The organism is Opitutia bacterium ISCC 52, from assembly GCA_014529675.2.
GTDB lineage: Bacteria > Verrucomicrobiota > Verrucomicrobiia > Opitutales > UBA2995 > UBA2995.
The window spans coordinates 404,445-428,842 of sequence record CP076040.1; the positions used below are offsets into that span (position 1 = coordinate 404,445).

Genomic DNA, 24,398 nt, shown 5'->3' on the forward strand with positions numbered 1-24,398 from the left:
GTGTCAATTGGTGTCCATTCGTGGTTAATTTTTAATTCCATGGAATACGAAGTTGTTATTGGTTTAGAGGTGCACGTCCAGGTTCGGACTAAGTCGAAGATATTTACTTCGGTGGGGGTCGGTTTCGGGCAGGACCCGAATACGTTGACCGATCCGGTCGTTCTTGGGTTTCCAGGTGCACTTCCCGTGATCAATCGCGAGGCAGTTGAGAAATCGGTCAAGGTAGGCATGCTTCTAGAAAGTACGATTCCTGAAATTACAAAGTGGGATCGTAAGAATTATTTTTATCCGGATAGTCCGAAGAACTACCAAATCTCTCAATTCGATCAACCGATCTGTGAGGGTGGTAAAGTGGAAATCGAACTTCCCGGTCCCTCGCGAAACATCATGGGTGAGCACATGTGGGTCGAGCTGACTCGTGCTCATTTGGAAGAGGATGTTGGGAAGCTCAATCACTTCGATAGCGATAGCTTGGTTGATTACAACCGGGCTGGAACTCCGCTCTTGGAAATCGTGACTGAGCCGGTGTTACATACCCCCGATGAAGCTTGGGCTTATCTCACTGCTTTGCGCAACTTGATGATCTATGGCGACATTTCCGATTGCGACATGGAGAAGGGGCAAATGCGCTGCGATGCAAATATAAGTATTCGCCCTGTTGGTCAGAAAGAACTGGGAGTTAAAGTAGAGATTAAAAATATGAACTCTATCTCCGGAGTGCGGAACGGCTTGGCCTACGAGATTCAGCGTCAGATCCAAACTGCAAAAGCGGGTGGAACAATTCATCAGGAAACGCGTGGATGGGATGCGGCGAAAAACGTGTCCTACCATATGCGATTCAAAGAAGAGTCGCATGACTATCGATATTTCCCGGATCCGGATTTGATGCCTGTGCGTATCGACGAAGCGTGGCGTGAGCGAGTCGCGAAGACCATTCCTGAGAGACCTTTCGATCGTCAACGCCGCTACTATGAGGACTACGATCTTCCTTTTACGGTTACGTCGGTCCTGATTCCTGATCCTGAACTCTGTGCTTTTTTTGAAGAGGCGGCAGAAGCCTCCGGTGAAGCTCAGCAGTCGGCCAATTGGATCGTGAACAATTTGCTCGGTGAGCTTGGCAACGCTGGCCTGGCCCTGGCGGACAGCAAAGTGACTCCTGCTCATATCGCAGAGTTGGTTGGCTTGATCAAGGAGGGTGCTATTTCTAAAAACATAGCGAAGGAGCAAGTCTTCGGGGATATGTTTGAAAACGGCAATATGCCTGCTGCTGTCGTTGAAGCTAAAGGCTTGAAACAAAGCAACGACACGGGCGAGCTGGAGCCCGTTTGCCAGGAAGTCATCGATGCAAATCCCGGACCCGTGGCAGAGATTCAAGGTGGAAATGACAAGGCGATCAATTTCCTTAAAGGGCAGGTGATGAAAGCCACGCGTGGGAAAGCCAACCCCTCGCTTGTCGACCAAGTGCTTAAGGAGTTGATTGATAAAAAAGGCTAAATCTGAAATTTCGCCTTTCTTCTATCCCTGATGAATCCATACTTCTCAAATAATACCTGCACAGACTGAGCACCTATGAGCGGAAAAGATTTTTCGGAAGTGGTAGACCTTGTTATCAAGGATGACGGCCGTTTTAGCAAAGGCGCTTATTTCTTCATCAGGAAAGCTTTAGACTTTACTGTGAAAGAATTAAGTGAGGATAAAACGCGTACCTCCCACCATGTTTCCGGCCAAGAGTTGCTCGAAGGAATTCGTAGGTATGCGCTCGACCAATATGGTCCTCTCACCTTGACCGTCTTTAAAGATTGGAATGTGAAGCGCTGCCGTGACTTTGGTGATATTGTATTCAACCTGGTCGAATTTGGCGTCTTAGGTAAGACAGATACGGATCGTAGGGAAGACTTCGATGGGGGCTATGATTTCAAATCTGCATTCCTTAATCCCTTTGTTCCTAAAGACCGAAGAATCCCTTCATTTCGTGATAGGAATCGCAAAGGACCATCCAAAAAGGACGTGTCGGAAAATTAGCACGCTACTGAATGGATTCACTTGATACTGTACTTGAACCGCTCTTTGCGCAACCTGTTCATCGTCGTGTTCTTGAAAACGGAATGACCATTCTGGTCCGTGAGGATTCGAGTAGTCAGGTAAGTTCCGTACAGCTTTGGGTGAACACGGGTAGTATTCATGAAGGCCCGTTGTTGGGTGCAGGCGTTTCTCATTATCTTGAGCATATGCTGTTTAAGGGGACTGAAAAAAGATCCGGAAAACAGATTAGCCGAGAGGTCCAAAGCCTGGGAGGCTGCATCAACGCCTACACAACATTTGATAGGACTGTATATTATATAGACCTTCCAAGTGAGAATACGATCGGTGCCATTGATATTCTCGCCGATGCTGGTTTCAATTCTACCTTACCGGAGGAGGAAGTGGAGAAGGAGCGTCAGGTGATTCTTCGGGAAATTGATATGGGCAAGGATGATCCTGATCATCTCCTTGGTCGGGCCGTTTTTGAAACAGCTTACCGAGTTCATCCCTACAAGTACCCAGTAATTGGTTACAAGGATATTTTTGAGACGGTGACACGTGACGAGTTGATGGATTATTATAAGTCCCGTTACGTGCCCAACAACATGGTATTGGTAATTACTGGAGATGTGAATGCAGAAGAGATTTTTAAATCTTCTTCTGAGATCCTGGAGGTGTTTCCACGCCAGCGCTTGGAGTCGCTTTACATTCCTGAAGAACCGAAGGCGTTGTCGAAACGCCAGCAGTCATTGAATGGCGATGTAAATGTGAGCAGGATTGGCCTTGGCTTTACCATCCCCGGTTTACGACATCCGGATGCAACGGGGCTCAGCTTGCTTTCAAGTATCCTTGGGAATGGCGATAGCTCCATTCTTTGGCAGCGACTTCGCCAAGATCGAGGGGTGGTACACCACGTGGACGTCTCGAGCTGGAATCCGGGAACATCAGGACTCTTGTGGGTTTCAATGATGACCGGCCCTGACAAAAAGGAAGAGGCTCTGAAAGCGTTTTGGGAAGAGGTCGATACTCTAAAGGAATCTTTAATTGAAGACTCCCGCATCCAGAAGTCACTGCGTCAAGCCATGGTCGGTGAGATTAACAATCGTAAGACCATGAGTGGGCAGGCCGCTCGAATTGGAGCTGCGGAAGTTATGGTAGGTGATCTGGATTATCCACGTGTCTATCTCCAGCAGTTACGTTCCGTAAAACCAGAAGATTTGAAACGTCTTCTGAATGAATACGTAGTTCCAGATCGGCTCACACAAATTACATTTGATCCTGAGAAGGATGAACAAGAATCCATTTCCACTGGGGAGGTAGAAGTCAGAGGACATGAGTTTGATGAAGTATCTCTGGAGAACGGAGCACGCTTGTTATTTCAGGAAAGCCCCGATCTTCCCAAGGTACATGTCCGCGTTATTTTCAAGGGAGGCGCTTTGTGGGAAAGACCTGAGCAACGCGGTATCTCTGCTCTAGCGGCAAATCTTCTGACAAAAGATACGGAAGTACGATCCGCTTCCGATGTGGCCACCTCTATTGAGTCGCTTGGCGGGTCTTTCTCAGAGTTCTCCGGAAACAACACCTTCGGATTGAGCTTGGAAGTCTTGCCTCAGGATCTGGAGCTAGGGTTGGAATTGCTGGAGCAGTCCCTGTTTCAGTTAAAGGTGAATCCCGAAACCTTTGAACGTGAACGCGAAGGACAGATTGCGCATATTAAAGAGACCTTGGACGACGTTGTGGACTTTGGGATTCGAGAACTGCGAAACCTTTTCTTTGGTGATTTCCCGTATTCAGTAAATGCGTACGGTAAAGTCGAACATTTGGAATCTTTGAAGCCGGAAGACGTGCAGGCTTACCTGTCTTCTATGATCCATTCAGAAAACTGTGTGGTTTCAGTGAGTGGGCTCTTTGATCGCTCTACCGTTGAGCCGCGGTTATCAGAGCTATTTTTGAGACTTCCTTCCAATGGTGTTCCAGAGGACCTTCCAGTTTTTCATCGTCCAGCTAATACAGGCCGATCTGAAGTGGCGATGGATCGGGAACAAGCAGTGGTTTTCCAAGCATTCCCTTGTGTTGGAGTAAGGCAGGATGATTTGATGATTAAGGCTTCAGTCCTGGATGAGCTTTTCAGTGGGATGAGCAGTCAACTGTTCGAACGAGTTCGTGATGATTTGGGTTTGGCCTATTTCGTCGGTAGCAGTCGTGTCATTGGTTTAGATTCCGGAATGCTGTTTCTCTATGGCGGCACTCACCCTTCTACTGCTGAGCAAGTCCTTGAAGAAATGTCGATCGAAATGGAGCGCATTCGCTCGGGCAAAGTAGAGCCAGATGAACTGGATCGTATAAAGATCCGTTTGAAAGCTCAGCGACGAATGAGTTTACAAACGATTGGTGCTCGGGCGATGCAAGCCGGCCTGAATGCAACTTACGACCTCGCCGTGAATGATTGGATGAACTTCGACGCTAAGCTAGATGCTGTGACGATTGATGATCTGGCTGCTTTTGCTGAGACCTACTTCAAAGAAGAACAGCAGCTGGAACTCATCGTTCGCCCTGCAGAGGCCTAGAATAGAATCTTCGATTCGGGGATCCCACGACGAAGTAAGGCCGCCTTTAAAGTTGGCAGATCGAAAGTTGCACCTGGTTTGACGCCGTTCTTGGCATACCAGCCCTGATTCATTTCCAAGGCTATAAGAATATCGTTCCGCCTAGATCTTACGCTGCGTTCATCCATGGGATACATGGGATAAATCTCCCTCAACACACCGTCAGAAGTGAAATAACCGATGTCCAAGGGTATCTTGGTGTTTCGCATAAAAAAGCTCATTTGCTTGGGTGGCCCATAAAAGAAGAGCATTCCCTGGTCTTCGCCCATAGACGCTCGATACATGAGTCCTTTACTTAGCTCGTGCTGTTTGTATGCGATCTGGATCTGTATAGCTTTGCCATCCAATTGCAGGGGGAGCCATTCATCTACGGTAGCTGGATCCGTGGTGGTGCCTGCTCCTTCAGCCGGTTTATCGCAACCAGCCGACATGGAGGTGATTATCAGGATGAGGCTCCAAACAAGAACGATGGATCTTGAGGACTTGAGATCTAATATCCTAGACATTTTCTTTAGGAGTTAAATGGTCTTAGACGATGGTCAAAAGGAAAAAACGTCCCGTTGTTGCTGACTGCATCTTCGCAGATTCTGAGCAGGATCCTGATCAACGCTATTTATCGGGATTTTCTGTCCCGGATCCATTTCTCAGTCTGCGGATAGGACGAAAGTCGATTGGTGTGTTTAGCGACCTCGAATTTAACCGGGCGCAGAAAGAATCTCGATTCACTGAAATATTGTCTCTGACAGCGGTTGATCGGTCGGCCAAGGAATGGCGAGACCGGCGTACCGTAACGGTTGCCGACCAGATCGCCTGGTTGGTAAATGTGTATTATATTGATATTCTCCGTTTGCCTCAAAACTTCCCTGTTTGGGTTTCGGAAGGTCTACACAAGCACAAGATTGATTTTCAGGTTGTAAAAGGAGCCTTGTTTCCTGCGCGCTTAGAGAAGACCGTCATCGAGGCTGAGATGGTGCGCGAGGGAAACCGTTGCTCTGCCGCGGGATTCCATATCGTAAAGCAAATGCTCGAAGCCTCCGAGATCAAAGAGGGCCTTATTTACTTTGAAGGTAAGCCACTGACCAGTGAGCGCCTCCGGCAGGAAATTGACGTCAACTGCATGAGGATGGGAGGTGTTGCGATGAACACGATCGTGGCCGGTGGAGATCAGGCCTGTGACGCACATTGTGTTGGCTCTGGGCCGCTATCAGCAAATGAGCTTATCATTGTAGATATCTTTCCGAGGATGATGAATCACGGCTACTTTGGGGATATGACTCGAACATTCTTAAAAGGAGAAGCGAGTGAGGAGCAACGCCGCTTGGTTTCGACTGTTCACGAAGCTCAGAAAATGGCTATCTCTATGGTTCGAGCAAATGCTCAAGGCCGAAAGATTCATCGAGCGATTCAGGCACTTTTCGACAAGGAAGGCTATGAGACCAAAGAGGTTAATGGAGTTCCCACCGGATTCTTCCATGGCACCGGTCATGGATTAGGTCTCGAGATCCATGAATCGATAAGGATTGGAAACATAAAACAAACTCTTCGACCTGGATTTGTTGTGACTATCGAACCCGGTTTATATTATCCCGGATTGGGAGGCTGCCGAATCGAGGATGTCCTATGGGTGACCAAAGATGGTTGTGAAATGCTTTCTAGTGCACCCTATGATTGGGAGATACCCTGACACCGGGCCTACATCCGATCCAGCGTATCAATCCCCAGGAGCTCAAGGCCGGTTTCCAGAACGAGCATCGTCTGTTTGCAGAGTAAAAGTCTTCTGTCTCTAACCGCTAGATCCTCCACATTGACGTGATCTGCATTGAAAAAGGAGCTGTAGGCCCCGGAGAGTTCAAAGAGATATGAACATAGGAGGTGCGGCCTCAGATCGCTGATGGCTAGTTCCAGAGCGTAGGGGAATGCAGATATCTTTCTGGCAAGTGCGATTTCTGTATCCGTTTCTAGCATACTGGCATGGTCAAGAGCATCATCTTCGCTAACGCCTATCTTACGAAAAATGCTTTTGTTTCTAGCAACGGCGTAGAGAAGGTAAGGCGCGGTGTTACCTTCCATGCTGAGTAGCTTTTCCCAAGAGAAAATGTAGTCCGTGGAGCGGTTCTGCATCAGGTCTGCATAACGTACCGCAGATACACCGACGGTTTCCGCGATATTGGACTTTTCCTCTTCCGAAAGATCTGGATTCTTCGCCTCTACCACCTTTCTCGAGCGCTCGACTGCCTCATCCAGCAAGTCACTCAAAAGTACGGGAGTGCCGCTTCTCGATTTGATGGGTTTACGATCTTCGCCAAGAATGGTGCCAAAATATACATGATGCAGCTCTGGCTCTTTATAGCCTTTTGCTTTGAACCATCTATCGACCGTAATGAAGAGTTGGGCGAAGTGATCCCGTTGCCGGTCATCGGTTACGTAAATGACCTCAGCCGCATTGAAGGCCTCTAGCCTGTAGAGGATGGTGGCTAGATCTGTACTCGCATAATTGGAAGCCCCATCGGACTTCCGGTATAGGAACGGTTGCTTCTTGTATCGTTTATGGTCTGGAAAGAAAACAACTTGGGCACCTTCGCTCTCTTCTCCAACTCCTGTTTCTTCAAGCTCGTCATAGATACGTTGTACCTTGTCCCGGTAGAAACTTTCGCCGAGCTCGTAGTCGAATTCGATTCCGAGGCGGCTGTAGATTTTATTAAAACCATTACTACTGATCCGGTTGATCGCTTCCCACATGGCAACGTTCTCTTCGTCGCCTTCCTGGAGCTTCACGAGTTCTTCCCGGGCTTCTTTTAGGGCAGCTTCATCTTCGTCCGTGACTTTGTTGCCCCATTTATAGAGCGCCTCCAACTCTGCAAGTGGATCATCGTGATCAGCATCCAGTTCGAAGTTCTTCCTTTTGATGGCCAGGATGAGTTTACCAAAAGCAGTACCCCAATCGCCCAAGTGATTGTCACCGATGACCTCAGCTCCAAAGTAGGCCAGCATTCTTCTAATTGCTTCTCCAATAACAGTAGACCTTAGGTGACCTACGTGCATTTGCTTGGCTGAGTTGGGGGAGCCGTAATCGACGACGATCTTTTTCCCCTTCAATCTTTGGGCTGCTGCATTGCTATAGTCGTCGGCGGTGCGGAACTGATTTAACCATTCAAAAAGATATTCTTTGCTCAGCTTAACATTGATGAACCCAGGGCCTGCGACCGAAACCTCGACTTGTTCCGTATCAAACTTTCCCGAATCAACCAGGGCGGTGATCAGGGTTTCTGCCAGGGCACGTGGATTCTTTTGATTGCGTTTTGCGTAGGGCAATACGCCATTCGCCTGATAGTCTCCAAAGCGTGGATCCGCCTGTCTTACGTCAGGAGAAAACGTTTCATCGAAGTCTTCTAATTGCTCTGCTATTGCTGCGACCGTCTCGTTGAGGCCAGTGGCTATGTCGAACCATATCGTCATCCAACCAAGGAATGTAGGTGGATTTAAAACTGCAAGTTTATACCTAGGTGGATTTTAATGAGTTATATCTTCTGTCTGACAAGTAAGCATATTAAGTGATAGCCCCATCTTTTGACCATCACAGTTGGGGCCAGGAATTAAAATTCCTATGTATCCAGAATTGTCTTAAAGGTGTAACCGGGGCATTAGGAATGCTGTTTGGGCGTCATTTAGGGAGGCTTTGTAAAAAGTGCCGGATCTATGATAATATGCTCGACAGGGAGGCCCTAATTACCTACTAATTAAAAGTTTACAATTTTGATAAGCGAGGCACCTAAGCTCGTCTGTAAACGTTATCTATGAGAAAAAATATCCTTACACCTAGGAAGTTCATTAAACCGTCCTACGCGTATTTAGTAGAGAAAAAGCGCGACGGAGGGGAGTTTTCCCAAGAAGAAATTCGATACATTGTAGATTCCTTGCTCGATAAGGAAATGCCTGAATATCAAATGGCTGCGCTTGCAATGGCCATATATTTTCAGGGGATGTCTGCTCAGGAAACCGCTATTTTGGCTGAAGAGATGATGCTCTCCGGTGAAGTGGTTGATCTTTCCAAGATTACCCGTCCGAAAATCGACAAATATTCTACGGGAGGAGTAGGGGACAAGACCTCTCTAGTGCTTACTCCTCTTGCAGTAGCATGTGGCGTTGTTATGCCCATGATGGTCGGTCAGGATGAAGAGTTTTTAATAAGCAGCCTTGATAAGTTGGATGCGATTCCAGGCTTCAACAGCAAGTTGGATCTTGAGCAATTCGTAAATCAGCTGAAAACCACAGGTTGCACGATCTGTGACCAGAGCACGGAAATCGCGCCGGTCGATGGTTCGCTTTACCGTCTTCGCCAAAATACAGCGACCATTCCAAGTCTGCCACTCATCACCGGTAGTGTGTTAAGTAAGAAATTGGCAGAAGGAGCGGAAGGCTTAGTGGTCGATGTGAAATGGGGTAACGGATCTTTCATTAAAGACGTAGAGCAAGCCCGTCAATTGGCTCGTTCTATCACACGTGTTGGACGTTCCTTGAAACGCCGTTGTGTGGCTCTGGTAACGGATATGAATCAGCCTCTCGGTGACACCGTTGGAACCGCTTTAGAAATTCAAGAAGCCATCCAATTGCTGAAGGGCGAAGGTCCTGAAGATCTCCAAGAGTTAGTTTTGAAACTCGGTATGGAAATCGTTCGTCTCGCAGGAGTAGCCGGATCAACGCTATCTGCGAAGCAAACCGTTCAACGTCACTTGGCTGATGGTTCTGCTCTCAAGAAGTTCAAAGAGCTCATCGAAGTGCAAGGGGGAGACTCCAGTTACATTGATGATCCTGAAAAATTCCCGACTGCGAAGCACATCCGCAAGCTGCCAGCACCGAAGCGTGGATACGTTCACACGATCAATGCTGGTATGATCGCGCGTGGAGTTCAAATGCTCGGCGCAAACCGTGAGGGACGTCGCAAGCATGTCGATCCATCCGTTGGAGTTTCTGAGATCAAGAAAGTGGGCACCCAAGTCAAACAGGGTGAACCACTCATGATGATTCACTACAACGATGAAGCGAAACTCGAAAGCACGCTCGAATACTTCAAGCAAGCTTACCGTCTCGCTCCCAAGCGTCCGAATCCTCCGCAGCTCATTGTTGAGCGTGTGGCCTAAAGATTCGCACAACCATTTAACAAAAAGCCGCTCTCTTTCGAGAGCGGCTTTTTAGTAATTAAATTTCGCCAGTTGCTTAAACCCGTCCCTGATAGGACTTGTCCGCTGTATTGATCTTGATTCGATCTCCCACTTTAACAAAAAGCGGAACCTGTAGGACCAGACCAGATTCTGTAGTGGCTGCTTTGGTGGCAGCACTTGCTGTGTCGCCTCGCAGACCTTCCGGTGCTACGGTGATTTCCATCTCAACAGCGGTTGGCAAGGTGACGTCGATCGGTTTGTCGTCCACGTAGAGGATGTCATACATATTTCCGGCCACTAGATACTCTTTGTGGGCGGCCGCTATGTCTGCGGAGATCTCAATCGTTTCATAGGTTTCCAGATCCATGAAGAAATACCCTGTAGGATCATCGTAACTAAACTCCAACTTATGCACTTCGGTGTGCATGAATTCTACGTTTTCGCTGGAACGAAATTTGACGGTAGAGCTACTGCCGGTCTTGAGGTTTCTCAGCGTTGCTTGAACCCACCCCGAGCCACGACCCTGAGTGCGGTGAAGCATGTCTAATACGAGGTGTGGCGTGCCCTGGTGATCCATGACGCGTCCTTTACGAATATCCGTTGGTGATGCCATATGTAATTGAAGTTTAATCGGTTTCGTAGATTTCACCCAGCGGCTTGTCAACCGCCCAAAAGCTGGAAAATTCGGGCTTCCCTTTTCAAATAGATTGCTAAGGATACCCACCCATGAAGCAAAGGTCCATTCTCAGAGAAGTGACCGCCAAGGGCAAAGCTGTTCATACGGGTGAAGAGGTTTCCCTGACAATCAAACCAGCTCCAGTGGATCATGGTGTGGTATTTCGGCGGGTCGACCTCTATGGCAAACCAGAAGTGAAAGCCTCCATTGGCAGCGTTTCTGAGGTTGTACGTAGCACCACCGTTTCCGATGGTTACACCAAGATAGAGATGACGGAGCACCTTTTGAGTGTGCTCAATGGTATGGGGGTGGACAACATTCTCGTTGAGGTCGATGGCAATGAGTTGCCCGTCTTTGATGGCTCCGCGAAGGAGTACCTGAATATGATTCAGGAGGCCGAACCGGTTGAGCAGGACAAAGATCGTGAGTATTTTGTGCTCAAAGAGCCCATCTCTGTTTCCAATGGTAACCGGTCACTGGTCGCGTTGCCCTACGACGGGTTTAAGGTGACCTGCACCTCTACCGACCAAAAAGCAGTCCATACCCAACATTTATCGATCGATATTGATCCTGATACCTATGCGACGCAGATTGCTGCCGCACGGACATTTACCATCTATGAGGAGATCGAGCCTTTACTTAAAATGGGCAAAATCAAAGGGGGGAGCCTCGACTGCGCGGTGGTTATCAAGGGGGATAAGATTCTCTCCAAAGAACCCCTTCGGTTCCCTGATGAGATGGTTCGCCACAAGATTCTCGATATCATCGGAGATATCTTCCTTCTCGGCAAACCGATCAAAACTCACATCGTAGCGCTGATTCCCGGACATGCATTGAATGCAAAGCTGACTCAGGCGCTTTATGAGAAGATGATTGAGGAAGCTGAGCCACCCAAGAAGAAGGCTCCCGAAAAAAAGGCCTCACCGAAAGTCGATATTTCTGATGTCACGGAGCTAAACATTCAGCAGCTTCTTAACCTGCTTCCGCACCGATATCCATTTCTGATGGTGGATCGTGTGATTGAAATCAAGGACGACAATACTGAACTGACCGCCATTAAAAATGTTACGGTCAATGAGCCGCACTTTACCGGCCACTATCCGGGGAATCCGATTATGCCTGGTGTCTTGCAGATTGAGGCGATGGCCCAGGTCGCAGGCGTCCTTATGCTTTTACGCTGTGGAGGAGAAGGGAAGATACCTCTCTTTATAAATGCTGACAAAGTTAAACTCCGCAAGATTGTGACCCCAGGGGATCAGTTAATCATAGAGGCCAAGATTCTTAAGCTTCGCGGAAATAAAATTGGAAGTGCCGAGGCTAGGTGCAAAGTCAACGGAGCGGTTGTGTCCTCTATGGAGATGATGTTTGCTCTCGTCGACGAAGATGATTCATAAAGAACATTTTGTATGAGTATTCATCCGACAGCGGTTGTTGAGTCCGGAGCCCAAATTGATCCGAGTGCCGAAGTAGGCGCTTATGCATTCATAGGTAACGATGTAACGATTGGAAAAAACACCACGGTGCATCATCACGCCACGGTTGAGGGCTATACTTTTTTAGAAGAAGACAATGAGGTCTTTCCTTATGCCTGTGTGGGTACCAAAACTCAGGACCTCAAATTCGAAGGTGGTAAACCCGGCCTCAAAGTCGGGAATCAAAATGTTTTTCGTGAATTTACGTCTATCCATGGGGGAACTAAGGATAATACCTTTACCACCATCGGGAATCATAATGTGTTCCTTGCCCATGCGCACGTAGCCCACGATTGCATCATTGGTGATCACCTTATCATGAGTGGTCAAAATGCCTTGGCGGGTCATTGTACAGTCGGCAACCACGTGATTATATCCTGGGGGGCTGCAGGACATCAGTTCTGTCGTTTCGGCGACTACTGTTTTGTTGGTGGCATGTCTAAGACCGTAAAAGACGTGCCCCCTTACATGTTGATCGATGGTCGCGATCCCGAAGTTAAGTTTTTCAATAAGGTGGGACTCGAGCGTCATGGTTTCACCAAGGAAGATATGTCTGTAGTGAAGTATCTATATAAGATCTTCTACCGGGAAGGCCTCAACCGAAGGCAGGCTATGGAAACAGCCTTGGCCTCCGACTATGCCAGCCACCCACGTGCGAAGCTCTTTTTGGATTTTATGGAGTCCAGCGAACGCGGTGTCTACTGAAGCAGGGCTTTGAGCGGAAGGGATTGAATTGCTTTTAATACATTAGGACTTTTGTGTCTTTTTGAAGGAACAGCGGATCATCGACTTTCCCATTCAATCCCTTCCTCGGGTCTCCATGCGGAGTGTTCCTTCTTCACTCCTTAGTTACGCACATTCAGTGCGCGCCTGCGTTGTTCAGTCGTCAAGCTCCACAGCTCGAACCCGTCAAAGCCCTGCTTCGCGTCGTTGGCGTGATCGAAATTCGTAGTATTACCGAATTTATAGATAATGAATGGTAGGGCGCTATGGCCGTTTCGTTAGAGCAAAAAAATCGCCTTTCGTCTCTAGTCTTCCTTCACCGACCACGACTTCAGCGGCTCGCGGAGTTTTTCCAGGTAGTCGTAACTGAACAAACCTGTGTCGTGTCCGTCGTCGAAGTCGAAACGTATGGCGTAGTTGCCCATGAATCCCCAGCCAACGACTTGGATGTCGGGATATTTCATGGGACCGGTGCCTCCATGGACGTTGCCTAGTACATCCATCTCACCCATGTTTTCGGCACTAGGGGAAAATTCCCGGAGAAATGCCATGGGGAAATAATCTTCCTCACCGTTGTCCCAGAGAATGGCGATTTCATTGCCGATGATTTGTACGTCCTTCGGTCGTTTCATACTACTTCAATGAAGGTTGCTTCATAGATTTCTACAAGCACCAATCTTATTGTGAAACCTCTGCCTCTTTCTTGGGTGAATACTCAACGCGTTCCGTGTGTTCCGCTTTGAGTACTTTCATGAAATTGATCTTCCCGTCTTGTTGGAGCTCGGGTGCTCCGGCGGATTTTTTATCCATGGTCGTAGCAAAGAGTTTGGGCCAGGTTTTAAACATGTCCTTCTCTTCCTGCTTGGTAATCCATCGTTGGCCGAACTGGGACTTCAGCATGCGGAAATAATTTACGACGAAGTTTTTAAATACGGTTTCCAGGCGCGTGACATGCTTCTTTTTGAAGCTTCCTGGAATGACGCTGAGCAGCGTTAGCATTACGCCCAGGAATGTGTTCTTGTGCGACTTGGCTCCGTAGAATTCAAAATAGATGCGCAGCTTCCAATAGATGAGCATCAATCGAGAACCTTGCTCCATGTAGAGATTGGAAGGGGCCAAGGTCTGGCTGTCCAGAATGTGGCGGAAGTAACGTCGATCGAAGTCGACCTTGCCCTGGTTATAGAGTCGGCGAAACAGCTCTGTTCCTGGGAGTGCCATGTAGAAGGCGATGGCAACATCTTGGGCTCCCGTTTCTGCGAGTTGGCGAACGAAGGCCAGCGAGTCCCGGAAATGTTTTTTGGTATCCTGAGGAAACCCTAGAACGAAGAAACAGCTTACGTGAAGATCATGCTTCACTGCCGCTCGCATGCTTTCCAGCAGTTTGGGTTTGTGGATACGCTTTTTGATCAGTTCGCGAATTTCATCCGAGCCAGATTCAGGGGCATAGGCCATGGTAACCATGCCGCTCTTTTTCAGGAGCTCGGCAACTTCTTCGTCGATGGCTTCTGCACGTGTTCCGGTAGGGAGTTGCCAGGTGATGTCCAAGCCCCGGTCTACGATGAGCTGGCAGAATTCTACGATCCAATCTTTTTGGATGATTGCTGTGAGATCCTGAAACGGGAAATTACTCGCTCCGAACTCTCGCATGTAGTGTTCCATTTCCTCAATGACATCCATGGGTGTGCGTGCCACCCAACGAGTGGTCCACATGTTGGGAGAGGAACAGTAAGTGCACTGGTAGGGACAACCACGAGTCGCAAGCATGGGGATGGTTACTCCATCGGTATCAATGCCACCGATCAATCCATGCTTCTTGTAGTTGTCGATATCAAATAGATGCCAGGAAGGTCGGGGAATATCATCAACTTTCGCATTTCGCTGACGTCGTGGATTTACCACTACAGAGTCTCCGTTCCGGTAGGCGATACCGTGGATGTCTTTGTGGGACGATCCGTTGACCACGGCATCGGTTAGCTCCAGGCAGGTTTCTTCCCCTTCTCCCAGAACCATAAAATCCGCTTCCGATGAATTGAGGCAAAACTCTGGCATCGATGTGACATGCTCTCCTCCCACCATGATGGGGACTTCTGGCATGCGTTTACGGATGGCCCGAATGATCATGACCACGACCGGCCATTCGTGGCTGAAAATAGTGCTGATGCCGATCATCTCCGTGTCCTCATGGATCCGTGCGACAATGTCTTCGATTCGCAACCCAACCAAGAAGCCTTTGAAGGACCGGGTCGTCTTTTTGGGGTCTTCCCCTACGGCGTCCACGATGTCCACCTTGTAGCCCTTGGATTCGAGGGCACCTGCGATATAAGCCAAGCCAATAGGCGGGCTGATGGACGTGGTTGCAAAACGCAGCACGTCGGTGGCAGGTGGACGGATTAATGTGATCATCAGCGTGTGGGTTTACGCATTCGAGTGCGGCTTGTCTATCCCATTGTACTTCCGTGCAAGCGATTGTTGGTCGGACCTGGTTCTAAAGTGACTTACAAGCCCTTGTTTAAATCTCGGGCTTGACTTCATAGGGGTAAATATAGTGAACATATGTATACTATGGAGAGTTTGGGAAATTACGGCTTTCACTCCTTCTACGGCTCATTGTTGTCGCCGGAGGAGCTAGCTGAACTGGCTCACCACCTGGGTTACCGCACGGTGGGAATCTCCGATGTGGGTGGACTTTGGGGTACGGTGGAGTTTTCTCAGGCTTGTCGGCGGATGGAAATACAGCCGATCTTTGGCTGCCGCTTAGAGGTAGAGCGGCTTGGTTGGTTGCAACTGACGATCAAGAACACCGATGGCTATCAGGTGCTGTCACGCTACCTGTCTTTGTGGAGAATGCAGGGTGAACGGATCCCGCTGGCTGCATTCCAGTTTTTTTGGAGAGAGTTCGGAGGGCACTTCCATTTATCGGTGCGACCCGTTCCACCGCGCAACGCATCTCCACAGACCAGTGACTGGATCGTCTGGAAACGAACCTGGGATGCCTGCATCGAGGTGCTTGGGCCGGAGTTGTGGATTGAATTACAATGGAGCAATACGAGGGAGCAGGAATTACAACGTCGTGTTTACCGCGAGCTCTCCTCATTGACGGATCGCTGGGTGGTGATGAGTAGTGCTCGTTGTGTTGCGCGAGAGCAGTGGAAGGTGCTCCGTGTACTGCAATCGATCGGCACCTTAACTCGGGTGAGTCAGGCTCACCCGAATAAACTCATTCCTGGGGACTACTCGTTCATTGCAGCTGAAGCCTTACGTCATCGATTTGGGAAAGTCCCTTGGGTGCTTAAGCAGACCCAGAAATTTGTGGGGGACTGTGATTTTGATTTTGTGTTCGACCAGTTGTGGCTGCCTAGTGTGGAGCAGGGAGAACGGGGCGCGGGCCGTGAGGCGCGGGACGAGGGTTTTTTCGAGATGGATCAAAACTCTTTTGAAAGGGTAGGGCGATCTCGCCGAGGGCGCCGTTTCGAGGAGAAGGATAACGACGATTTACTCATAGCCGCCGAAGACGCCAGCACCTATGGAAGAGATTCGGAGCAATCAACTGACGCTCGCAAAGAATGCGACTTTCGTAAGCTCCGCTACCTGTGCTTGAGAGGGATCATCCTTCGCTATGTGAAAGAGCAATACCCGTGGAAAGGTAAACCGTCGCGCAAAGCTTTGTTGAAGCGTATCCAACGCGAGCTAGCCATCATTCGGGAGACGGGCTATGCGGGATACTTTCTAATTTTTTATGATATCGTACTCGCTTGCGAGGATCGGAACATTCCCTTGCTGGCTCGGGGCAGTGCGGCCGGGAGTTTGGTTTGCTACAGCCTGGGAGTGAGTAACGTATGTCCGTTCCGCTTCGAATTGAATTTTGAGCGCTTTTTAAACCGGGAGCGATTGAAGCACTCGAAGTTGCCGGATATCGACCTGGATTTGCCCTGGGATCGTCGGGACGAAGTGATCGAATATGTCTACAACCGGTACGGCGCCGACCATGTCGCGATGATCGGTGGTTTCAGCACCTTTAAGAGCCGGGCCGCCATTGCCGATGTGGCTAAGACGATGGGGATTTCGGAAAACGACGCCCGCCGGATGACCCGCCACATGCCTTACAACGGCATGGCCGATATGATGTATAAGCGAAAGGACCATCAGGAGAATAAGCATCTGCAACATGAGGAGCGCTTCGAAGAGATCCTGAAGTTTGCATTGTGCCTGGATGGCTTGCCGCGCCACCCGATGATGCATCCCTGCGGCATTGTGATCGCTGACCGGTCATTGACGGACTTTATGCCGCTCATGCCTTCCAATAAAGGCTTTATGATGACCCAGATGTCGATGCAGCCAGTGGAAGACTTGGGCCTGCTCAAGTTGGATCTACTCGGGCAAGCTGGGTTGAGTGTGATTCGTGACACCTGCGAGAACCTTGCTCACGAGTTGGAGGTGCACGATCCATTAGAGGGAATCAACTACTACGACCCTGAGATCTTTGAGCTTATGGCTAGTGGGGAGGCGAGGGGAGTATTCCACATCGAGTCACCCGCGATGACGAGTTTGCTTAAAATGTGTCGCTGTGCGGACATTGATTGCCTGGTAGGTGTGGTTTCGGTCATCCGTCCGGGCGCGGCCAATGAAGATAAGAAGACCTTGTTTGCCCGACGTTATCTGGGACTCGAAGAACCGAGTTATGTGCATCCTGACCTGGAGCCGGTGTTGAAAGACTGCTTTGGCTTAATGGTGTATGAAGAGCATATTCTTCTAGTTGCGCATCACTGGGCCGGGATGGACTTGGGGAGAGCCGATTTACTAAGACGAATCCTCATCAAGAAACTCAAGGGGCGTGACCTGCGAGATTTGGAAGAAGAGTTTCGTCACTGTGCTGAAGGGAAGGGGAGAGACGATGCTTCGATCGAAACGGTGTGGAAGTTATTGGTCGGTTTCTCGGGGTACATGTTTAACAAGGCTCATGGAGCGGCCTACGCCGTGGAGGCTTTTCAAGGTGCGTACCTGAAAAAGCATTACGTTGGCTATTTTCTGACGGCTGTTTTGCAGAGTAGTCGGGGTTTTTACAGTGCTTTGGTCTATATGCTGGAGTTGTTGCGGTGGGGGTACAAATTCGCTTTGCCCGATGTGACACGCCCGATCTTCACATTCTGGTTTCGCGACGACACGGTGTTGTACCCTGTTTCTCGCATCAAAGGATTGAGCAGAAGATTCTTGGACGCGTGGAAGCCGGAACTGGAGCAGCGACCTTTCCGTGACTGGGATGATTTTTTGGTGCGGGTGCTTCCCGATCAGGCTGATTTGCTGCTTTTGGCCAGGTCGGGGGCCCTGCACCCTTTCTTCGAAAATCGCTACGAGGCGATCTGGAGAGCGAAACACTACAGGCGGGAAGCGTATGCGGAACGGAGTGAATGCTTGCTCGAGCCTGAGCCCACTCAGGAGCCTTTTCCATTCCAGGCGGAAGATCTCGAAGTGTTTGGCCGTTGGGAGTCGGACCTACTCGGTTATCCTATTACGGTGTCTCCGTTTAATCTCTGGCTCGAGGGAATCGATCGAATAAGCTCAGTGTCGATCTACAAGCTTCTGGATTACGTGGGCCGCGAGGTCGAGATCGTCGGGGGCATTGTCGCGGTGCGCAATTTCATTGCGGTAAACGGGAAGCCTATGAAGTTCGTTTCTATTGCAGACGAAACGGGAGTCGCGGAGGTGACGTTGTTTCCTGGAGCTTACAAACGTATGGGGTACTTAGTCTCACGGTCTCGAGCCATACGTGTTCGGGTGAAGATCGAGTGGGACAAGACCGAGAGTTCAATTAGTATTCAGGGAGTTGCTTTGATCGAGGGCCGTACTGGCATTCAGGATGTCGACAAGGCTTTGGCGAGAGCGGTGTAGGTAAGGCAGGTGTCAGTGTTCCGGTGTCAGGAATACCGGTGTCCATTGGTGATCAGTAATCGGTAATCTGTAATCGGTGATCAGTGATGAAGAAGAGTTCCGAGGAATGAAATGACGACAAGACCGGGCACGAAGTGAACCGGAACAAGAGGAAGACTAGGAGGAAGAGACTGATCTGAAAGCAGTAAATACCTGCCCCTGAACACTGACACCTCGGTAACCTGCTTACCTATACCGCTACTGTTTGTAGCTCTTCCTTTAATACACCGATGACCGGAATGTTCCGGTAGCGACCAGCAAAGTCCAGGCCGTAACCAACGACAAATTTGTTGGGGATTGAGAATCCAACAAAATCAGACTGATAAACCACTTCGCGGGTACCAATCTTTTCCAAAAGCATACAGGAGCGAATGCTGGCAGGGTTTTGCTTGGTGATAACATCTACCACTTTGGAAATAGTTTTTCCTGTATCAAGGATGTCATCGACAATCAGGACATGGCGACCAGCGAGATCGAGCCTCATATTGTCTAAGATCTCAGGTGCCGTTTCCGGAGTTGTTGAATTTCCATAACTGCTTACACGAATGCAGTCGAGTCGGACTGGGCTGGTAATGGTCCTAAGAAGGTCCGCCGTGAAAATAATTGCACCGTTGACAATTGAGATAACCGAGATCTCTTCGTCGCCGTAAGTATCGGAAATTTCTTTTCCGAGCTCGTGCGTACGCATGCGGATTTGCTGTTCAGTAACCAGGATTTCGTCGAGTTCTTTATACATGATAGATGGGCTGTTGTGACAACTTTAGTGGAGCAGGACAATGACTCTCTTGGCATTGTGAATAAGTTTTGTCTTTTCAGTTGCAAGCGAAGCTCTAGCCTAAGGTTTTCCCATCGTATGATATCTATTGAGGTCGCAAAATTAACGAAGTCATTTGGTGAAACCATCGCGTTGGACGATGTGGACCTTAAGATTGAGCCGGGTGAGTTGTTTTTCTTATTGGGACCCAGTGGTTGTGGAAAAACGACCCTCCTCAGAAGTCTTGCTGGATTCAATGTTCCAGAGAAAGGAGATATTCTTTTTGGTTCTGATAGGGTCAATGCGGTTCCACCGCATAAGCGTAACACCGGCATGGTATTTCAGAGCTATGCTCTGTGGCCGCATATGACGGTGCATGAGAATGTAGCCTTTGGTCTCAAGGAACAGAAGCTTCCCAAGGATGAAGTGAAATTGAGAACGGCTGAGGCCCTTGAGGCAGTAAGAATGGCGGACTACGCCGAGCGGAAGCCCAATCAATTATCCGGGGGCCAGCAGCAACGTATCGCATTGGCCCGAGCGTTAGTGGTGCGGCCACGCTGCTTGTTGCTCGATGAGCCACTATCGAATTTGGACGCAAAATTGCGAAATGAGATGCGGCTGGAGATTCGCCGAGTCTGTAAAGATTTCAAACTCACTACGGTTTATGTGACTCATGATCAGAAGGAGGCACTGTCGGTGGCTGATCGACTTGCGATTCTTGATCAGGGCAAAGTGCTACAAGTGGGTTCTCCCCAGGAAGTATACCGCCGACCTCAAAGTAAGTTTGTCGCCAACTTTATTGGCGAAGCGAATTTTGTGAAGGGCACGGTCCTGGATGCTTCTGGTTCCATGGCTTCGATTGAAACGGAATTGGGTGTTGTTACGGGGACACTGGCCGACTCATCCAAAAATTTGGAGGCGGGTATGACAGCGACTGCGGTGATCCGGCCGGAAAGTTTGAAGATCGAGACCTTTCAATCGGAAGAGAATTGCTTCCAGGGGAAGGTCGGGGATGCGACCTATTTTGGTGAAGTAGCCCAATATCATTTTCAAAGTGGCGGTGTGGAGTTGAAGGTCTTCGAGTTGAATCCTCGTTTCATGTGGGGGCAAAGAGAGCAGGACCTCTATCTATGGGCCGATGCGGAGGATGTCGTTATTTTAAAGGACTGAATCCGGCGATCCAATGATCAGAAACCTGTCTATTCTCCTCTTACTAGCCCTAGTGGTCGGGCTACCGTTTTTATTTCGCAACGAGAAACAAGTGCATGCGCTGCAGGCGGAATCGGTTGTAATTGTCTCACCACACAATGAATCCATTCGCCATGAATTTGGTCGCGGATTCCAAGAATGGTACCGAGAGAAAACCGGGAAAGAAGTCTATGTGGATTGGCGTGTCTTGGGAGGCACCAGTGAGATTGCACGTTATTTGGAGGGAGAATACACCGCGGCTTTTCGCAGTCATTGGGTCAATGAGTTGGGTAGAGCTTGGAGCTCCGAGGTGCTCCTTAATTTTTCGAATCGAAAAATAACACCTGATGATTCACCCGAAGATGACTCGGAATCAGAAAGAGCAAGACGCGCGTATTTAGAGTCAGAAGTTTCCTCTGGAATAGATGTGTTCTTTGGGGGAGGTACTTACGATCATGGTCGGCAGGCCCAGATCGGAAATACGGTAGCCAGCCAGTTACTGCAAAAGCGCCCTGAATGGTTTGGAGATCAAGGTATCCCCATGTTGGTTTCCGGTGAACAGTATTGGGATGAACAAGGTCATTGGCTGGGGGCAGTGCTATCCTCGTATGGTATGATCTATAACTTGGATTCGCTTGAGCGCTTGGGGATTTCGAAACCACCTGAGCAATGGTGGGATTTGATGGATCCTCGCTTGTTGGGGGAAGTTGCTGTTTGTGATCCGACAAAAAGCGGTTCTATAACCCAGGCGTTCGAAATGATCATCCAACAGCAAATGCAGTTGGAGTATAATCGTTTGAAGTCCCAAGGAATCCCTTCAGAGCAAGCGGAGAGCCAGGCGATCAGAAGCGGATGGGCTTCAGGAATGCGTCTAATCAAAAGGATTTCAGGAAACGCGCGTTACTTTACCGATTCATCGATGAAACCCTCGATTGATGTATCGCTTGGTCAAGCGGCGGTCGGCATGACCATTGATTTCTACGGGCAGTTCCAAGTCGAAAGTATCGAAAACCGAACCGATAGACAGCGACTTGGCTTTGTAACGCCTGTTGGGGGAACGACCATTTCAGCTGATCCTATTTCACTATTACGAGGTGCCCCGAATCGTGAACTGGCAGAGGCTTTCATCGAATACGTCATGTCTCAAGAAGGGCAGAAATTATGGAGCTTTAAAGCGGACCCTTCTGTTGAAGGCGCGCCTGCGAGATTCTCACTGCGAAGAACGGCTATCCGGCCAGATATGTATAATTCTGAGTTTCTACCACACATGTCGGATCCCGATTATCAGCCTTACGATCGTGCTGCCGATTTTTATTATCACTCAGAGTGGACTGGACCGCTGTTTAGCGAAATCCGATTCCTGATTCGTGTAATGTGCCTGGACCTTCATCCGGAATTGAAAGCTGCCTGGAAGGCCTTAGTTGAAAAGGATTTTCCTCAACAGGCGACCGAGCTTTTCGATGATCTTTCCATTCTGGACTACGATCTCGTTCAGGAGAAATACGCTCTGGTGATTGGTTCAGGGGATCCTGAAGCAGAAGTTGCCTTGGCTAGAAAGTTGGGTGCGCGCTTTAGAGAGCAGTATGAAGCAGTTCTTTCCCTGGCGAACAAATAGTCGGCAGTAAGTCTAAGATTGTGCCAAGTCGATCAACGCTTGTTTGTCTTCTGCTTTAAAAAACGCGGTTCCAGCAACAAAGGTATCCACACCCGCATCTCGGCAGAGGGGCAGGGTATCCGGATCGATGCCGCCATCGACCTCTATCCGAAAAGACAGTCCTTTTTGTGCTCGTAGATCAACAAGCTCAGCCACTTTTTCCAGAACGGGTGTCTGAAACGATTGGCCTCCAAATCCTGGCTGGACCGTCATGGCCAATACGAGATCAACTTTATCCAGATAAGGCGCCACGGCTTCAGTCGGTGTGCCTGGGTTGAAGACAACGCCGTTTTGGCAGCCTAAGCTATGAATGGTATCAAGCGTTTCCTCAATCGGGTAGTCTGGTTCGACGTGAATGCTGATTAGATTGGCTCCAGCTTTTGCAAAGGCCTCCACGTAAAGGTGGGGGTTATCGAGCATCAGATGGACATCGAAAAACAGATCAGAATCTTTTCTTAAAGCGGCAACTATCTCAGGCCCGAAGGTTAGATTCGGCACGAAGTGTCCGTCCATGATATCGATGTGCGCCCATTCCAGCCCGCTGGACTTAATCGTGGCAACACCTTCAGCCAATCTGGCGTGATCGCTCGCAAGTATGGAGGGGGCAAGAAGCGGTGAATTCATAGAATTACCAAGTTTGCAGCACTTCGTTGGCGATGGTGTCTGCCAACTTTTTACTTAAAAGAGGAATGGCGTTTGTTTCGGCTCTCGTTTGCCCGGAATCTAGAAAGATATCCAGTGTCGCAGTCACCGTGCGTTCACGGAAGTAGGCTGAGTCCTCACTCGTATTCGTTAGATCGCAGGTGGCAACCAAAGTTAATGCATATTTTCTCGCAAGGCCGGTATCTTGGGAATTGGTGGCAATGTTTTCACGTTCATAACGTGTAAGAGTTACATTGAGTTGGGTATCAGCACCGCTGCTTTCAACAATCACTTTTCCACTTTGAACAAACGCCTGCCTCAAATCGTGATTCAACACCTGTGTGATTTGAGGCGCCTGACTCTGGTTTTTAACCGGATTGACCTGAATGGAACTGAACGGAACTGACGATCCATCCCCAGCTTGATAGTGGGTGCAGCTTTGTGAGAATAGGCCCAAGGCAGCCACTAAGGGTAAGATCCAAAGCTGGATCCTAGTTGTCATAGAATGCTTCGAATTTAGTCGGATCCTTGACCCCCTCGTCATCGGAAGTTGGGACAAGCGTATCCACCTTGATTCCTGCTTTCTCTGCCAGTGATTTAATCTTCGCATCTACTACCTCGATCATTTCTTTGGCTCTTTCAGCCTCTGGAGATTCCGGTGCCGTGGTGATCGCCTCATTATAGAATACTTTGGCGGCTCTGAAGTCCTTCCATTTATAATAATAAAAGTCTCCTTTCACCATCTGGCTCTGAGCTTCCACACTTTTCATTCTACTTAGGCCATCTTCCCCTGCTTTTACATTTGGGTGGTTTGGAAAGAGGATTAGAAAATCTTCGAAATAACTGATCGCTTCACGGGTGGCTCCTTGATCGTATTCAGGCCCATCAACCAGACGTGCAAATGTTTCTGCCAGCATTAGGTAGGCATCTCCGGCCAGCATGCTTTCAGGATAATTGTTGATCAGGCGGTCCAATGAATCGAGAGCGTAGAAGTCATTCTTAAGACCGATGTGGAGTTCAGCCGCCTTCATCAAGGCCATCGGCGCATAATCACTAAACGGTGCGTTGGAAACCATGGTTTCATACATGACAATGGCCCGGTCATAACCTTTGAAACCTGGTATTAGACCCCAGAAGTATTTTGCCCGTTTCCCATCGTAGAGATCCGTCGCAATACTGAACTGAAGCCGCACGACTTCATCGTACCTTTCATAATCCGGATACCCCAGAATGACGGTCGTTAATGCATTGAAGCCACGACGGAAAGAACTGCGGTCGTATTCAACCAAGGCGGTCTGATAAAGAGCTTCAGGGGCAAAAATAGTTCCTGGATAACGGTCCCATACTCGGCGATACATCTTAATCGCTTTTTTGTGTTTTCCACGTTCCTGTGCCTCACGTGCAACATTCATCATGTCGCGGATCATTTCATGTTCTTCGGGATCCCCGATGAACAATCTCGACATGTCTCCTTTATACTCCCATCCCTCCACTGGACTCCATACGAGGGAGGCTTGTAGTGAACCTTGAGAGAGGGCCAGAAGCCCTGTTAGAAATAGCCAAGTCAATTTTCGCAT

19 protein-coding genes are annotated in these 24,398 nt (G+C 49.0%); 10 read left to right on the forward strand and 9 right to left on the reverse strand.

Going from position 1 to position 24,398, the window contains the following annotated elements:
- The first annotated feature begins 39 nt into the window (after positions 1–39).
- The 3 genes from gatB (at position 40) to GA003_01735 (ending at position 4,589) form a co-directional block, all read left to right on the forward strand.
- Entirely contained in the window at positions 40–1,494 is a 1,455-nt protein-coding gene (gene gatB, locus GA003_01725; protein ID QXD28723.1) for an Asp-tRNA(Asn)/Glu-tRNA(Gln) amidotransferase subunit GatB, read from the forward strand.
- A gap of 75 nt (positions 1,495–1,569) precedes the next feature.
- Positions 1,570–2,022, forward strand: a complete 453-nt coding sequence (locus GA003_01730; protein QXD28724.1) for a hypothetical protein — start codon at positions 1,570–1,572, stop codon at positions 2,020–2,022.
- A gap of 11 nt (positions 2,023–2,033) precedes the next feature.
- Positions 2,034–4,589: an insulinase family protein gene (locus tag GA003_01735; protein QXD28725.1), complete on the forward strand. Its 2,556-nt coding sequence runs from the start codon at positions 2,034–2,036 to the stop codon at positions 4,587–4,589.
- Here the strand turns inward: GA003_01735 and GA003_01740 are convergent.
- Positions 4,586–5,134, reverse strand: coding sequence for a DUF192 domain-containing protein (locus GA003_01740; protein QXD28726.1), 549 nt, complete (start codon positions 5,132–5,134; stop codon positions 4,586–4,588). The genes GA003_01735 and GA003_01740 overlap by 4 nt on opposite strands.
- A 29-nt stretch (positions 5,135–5,163) precedes the next feature.
- Here GA003_01740 and GA003_01745 point away from each other — a divergent pair, with 29 nt between their 5' ends.
- Positions 5,164–6,312 carry an aminopeptidase P family protein gene (locus tag GA003_01745; GenBank protein ID QXD28727.1) on the forward strand — a complete coding sequence of 383 codons (1,149 nt, stop codon included), beginning with the start codon at positions 5,164–5,166 and terminating at the stop codon, positions 6,310–6,312.
- An 8-nt stretch (positions 6,313–6,320) separates the two neighbouring features.
- Here the strand turns inward: GA003_01745 and argS are convergent, their stop codons facing one another.
- On the reverse strand, positions 6,321–8,084 hold the full coding sequence (argS, locus tag GA003_01750; GenBank protein ID QXD28728.1) for an arginine--tRNA ligase: 1,764 nt from the start codon (positions 8,082–8,084) through the stop codon (positions 6,321–6,323).
- A gap of 338 nt (positions 8,085–8,422) precedes the next feature.
- Between argS and GA003_01755 the strand changes: the two genes are divergently transcribed.
- Complete coding sequence (locus GA003_01755; GenBank protein ID QXD28729.1) at positions 8,423–9,766, forward strand: thymidine phosphorylase; 1,344 nt, start codon at positions 8,423–8,425, stop codon at positions 9,764–9,766.
- 76 nt (positions 9,767–9,842) lie between these two features.
- On the opposite strand, the gene efp is transcribed toward GA003_01755, so the two are convergent.
- The gene (gene efp / locus GA003_01760; protein ID QXD28730.1) at positions 9,843–10,400 is read right to left on the reverse strand and encodes an elongation factor P; all 558 of its coding nucleotides are present in this window, start codon (positions 10,398–10,400) and stop codon (positions 9,843–9,845) included.
- Positions 10,401–10,513: 113 nt separating this feature from the next.
- Here efp and GA003_01765 point away from each other — a divergent pair, with 113 nt between their 5' ends.
- Together GA003_01765 and lpxA are read left to right on the forward strand one after the other, a co-directional pair.
- Complete coding sequence (locus tag GA003_01765; GenBank protein QXD28731.1) at positions 10,514–11,857, forward strand: bifunctional UDP-3-O-[3-hydroxymyristoyl] N-acetylglucosamine deacetylase/3-hydroxyacyl-ACP dehydratase; 1,344 nt, start codon at positions 10,514–10,516, stop codon at positions 11,855–11,857.
- 12 nt (positions 11,858–11,869) lie between these two features.
- The gene (gene lpxA / locus GA003_01770; protein ID QXD28732.1) at positions 11,870–12,640 is read left to right on the forward strand and encodes an acyl-ACP--UDP-N-acetylglucosamine O-acyltransferase; all 771 of its coding nucleotides are present in this window, start codon (positions 11,870–11,872) and stop codon (positions 12,638–12,640) included.
- 323 nt (positions 12,641–12,963) lie between these two features.
- Here the strand turns inward: lpxA and GA003_01775 are convergent, their stop codons facing one another.
- Positions 12,964–13,290, reverse strand: coding sequence for a DUF971 domain-containing protein (locus tag GA003_01775; protein QXD28733.1), 327 nt, complete (start codon positions 13,288–13,290; stop codon positions 12,964–12,966).
- A gap of 46 nt (positions 13,291–13,336) precedes the next feature.
- Entirely contained in the window at positions 13,337–15,061 is a 1,725-nt protein-coding gene (locus GA003_01780) for a B12-binding domain-containing radical SAM protein (GenBank protein QXD28734.1), read from the reverse strand.
- Positions 15,062–15,211: 150 nt separating this feature from the next.
- On the opposite strand from GA003_01780, the gene dnaE reads away from it, so the two are divergent.
- Positions 15,212–18,544, forward strand: a complete 3,333-nt coding sequence (gene dnaE / locus GA003_01785; protein QXD28735.1) for a DNA polymerase III subunit alpha — start codon at positions 15,212–15,214, stop codon at positions 18,542–18,544.
- A 229-nt stretch (positions 18,545–18,773) separates the two neighbouring features.
- Here dnaE and hpt read toward each other — a convergent pair whose 3' ends face one another.
- Positions 18,774–19,319: a hypoxanthine phosphoribosyltransferase gene (gene hpt, locus GA003_01790; protein ID QXD28736.1), complete on the reverse strand. Its 546-nt coding sequence runs from the start codon at positions 19,317–19,319 to the stop codon at positions 18,774–18,776.
- A gap of 117 nt (positions 19,320–19,436) precedes the next feature.
- Between hpt and GA003_01795 the strand changes: the two genes are divergently transcribed.
- Together GA003_01795 and GA003_01800 are read left to right on the forward strand one after the other, a co-directional pair.
- Complete coding sequence (locus GA003_01795) at positions 19,437–20,507, forward strand: ABC transporter ATP-binding protein (GenBank protein ID QXD28737.1); 1,071 nt, start codon at positions 19,437–19,439, stop codon at positions 20,505–20,507.
- A gap of 13 nt (positions 20,508–20,520) precedes the next feature.
- Positions 20,521–22,140 (forward strand): ABC transporter substrate-binding protein, encoded by a 1,620-nt coding sequence (locus GA003_01800; GenBank protein QXD28738.1) that lies wholly within the window; start codon positions 20,521–20,523, stop codon positions 22,138–22,140.
- 12 nt (positions 22,141–22,152) lie between these two features.
- Here GA003_01800 and rpe read toward each other — a convergent pair whose 3' ends face one another.
- Genes rpe through GA003_01815 form a run of 3 tightly spaced genes read right to left on the reverse strand, consistent with a single transcriptional unit; the run spans position 22,153 to position 24,398 of the window.
- The gene (gene rpe / locus GA003_01805) at positions 22,153–22,803 is read right to left on the reverse strand and encodes a ribulose-phosphate 3-epimerase (GenBank protein ID QXD28739.1); all 651 of its coding nucleotides are present in this window, start codon (positions 22,801–22,803) and stop codon (positions 22,153–22,155) included.
- A gap of 4 nt (positions 22,804–22,807) precedes the next feature.
- The gene (locus GA003_01810; protein ID QXD28740.1) at positions 22,808–23,323 is read right to left on the reverse strand and encodes a hypothetical protein; all 516 of its coding nucleotides are present in this window, start codon (positions 23,321–23,323) and stop codon (positions 22,808–22,810) included.
- Positions 23,313–24,398 carry a tetratricopeptide repeat protein gene (locus GA003_01815; protein QXD28741.1) on the reverse strand — a complete coding sequence of 362 codons (1,086 nt, stop codon included), beginning with the start codon at positions 24,396–24,398 and terminating at the stop codon, positions 23,313–23,315. Before GA003_01815 ends, GA003_01810 begins: the two co-directional genes overlap by 11 nt.

Coding starts and splice junctions, on each gene's coding strand:
- gatB (QXD28723.1), top strand. CDS start 40: ATGGAATACGAAGTTGTTATTGGTTTAGAGGTGCACGTCCAGGTTCGG.
- GA003_01730 (QXD28724.1), top strand. CDS start 1,570: ATGAGCGGAAAAGATTTTTCGGAAGTGGTAGACCTTGTTATCAAGGAT.
- GA003_01735 (QXD28725.1), top strand. CDS start 2,034: ATGGATTCACTTGATACTGTACTTGAACCGCTCTTTGCGCAACCTGTT.
- GA003_01740 (QXD28726.1), bottom strand. CDS start 5,134: ATGTCTAGGATATTAGATCTCAAGTCCTCAAGATCCATCGTTCTTGTT.
- GA003_01745 (QXD28727.1), top strand. CDS start 5,164: ATGGTCAAAAGGAAAAAACGTCCCGTTGTTGCTGACTGCATCTTCGCA.
- argS (QXD28728.1), bottom strand. CDS start 8,084: ATGACGATATGGTTCGACATAGCCACTGGCCTCAACGAGACGGTCGCA.
- GA003_01755 (QXD28729.1), top strand. CDS start 8,423: ATGAGAAAAAATATCCTTACACCTAGGAAGTTCATTAAACCGTCCTAC.
- efp (QXD28730.1), bottom strand. CDS start 10,400: ATGGCATCACCAACGGATATTCGTAAAGGACGCGTCATGGATCACCAG.
- GA003_01765 (QXD28731.1), top strand. CDS start 10,514: ATGAAGCAAAGGTCCATTCTCAGAGAAGTGACCGCCAAGGGCAAAGCT.
- lpxA (QXD28732.1), top strand. CDS start 11,870: ATGAGTATTCATCCGACAGCGGTTGTTGAGTCCGGAGCCCAAATTGAT.
- GA003_01775 (QXD28733.1), bottom strand. CDS start 13,290: ATGAAACGACCGAAGGACGTACAAATCATCGGCAATGAAATCGCCATT.
- GA003_01780 (QXD28734.1), bottom strand. CDS start 15,061: ATGATCACATTAATCCGTCCACCTGCCACCGACGTGCTGCGTTTTGCA.
- dnaE (QXD28735.1), top strand. CDS start 15,212: ATGTATACTATGGAGAGTTTGGGAAATTACGGCTTTCACTCCTTCTAC.
- hpt (QXD28736.1), bottom strand. CDS start 19,319: ATGTATAAAGAACTCGACGAAATCCTGGTTACTGAACAGCAAATCCGC.
- GA003_01795 (QXD28737.1), top strand. CDS start 19,437: ATGATATCTATTGAGGTCGCAAAATTAACGAAGTCATTTGGTGAAACC.
- GA003_01800 (QXD28738.1), top strand. CDS start 20,521: ATGATCAGAAACCTGTCTATTCTCCTCTTACTAGCCCTAGTGGTCGGG.
- rpe (QXD28739.1), bottom strand. CDS start 22,803: ATGAATTCACCGCTTCTTGCCCCCTCCATACTTGCGAGCGATCACGCC.
- GA003_01810 (QXD28740.1), bottom strand. CDS start 23,323: ATGACAACTAGGATCCAGCTTTGGATCTTACCCTTAGTGGCTGCCTTG.
- GA003_01815 (QXD28741.1), bottom strand. CDS start 24,398: ATGCGAAAATTGACTTGGCTATTTCTAACAGGGCTTCTGGCCCTCTCT.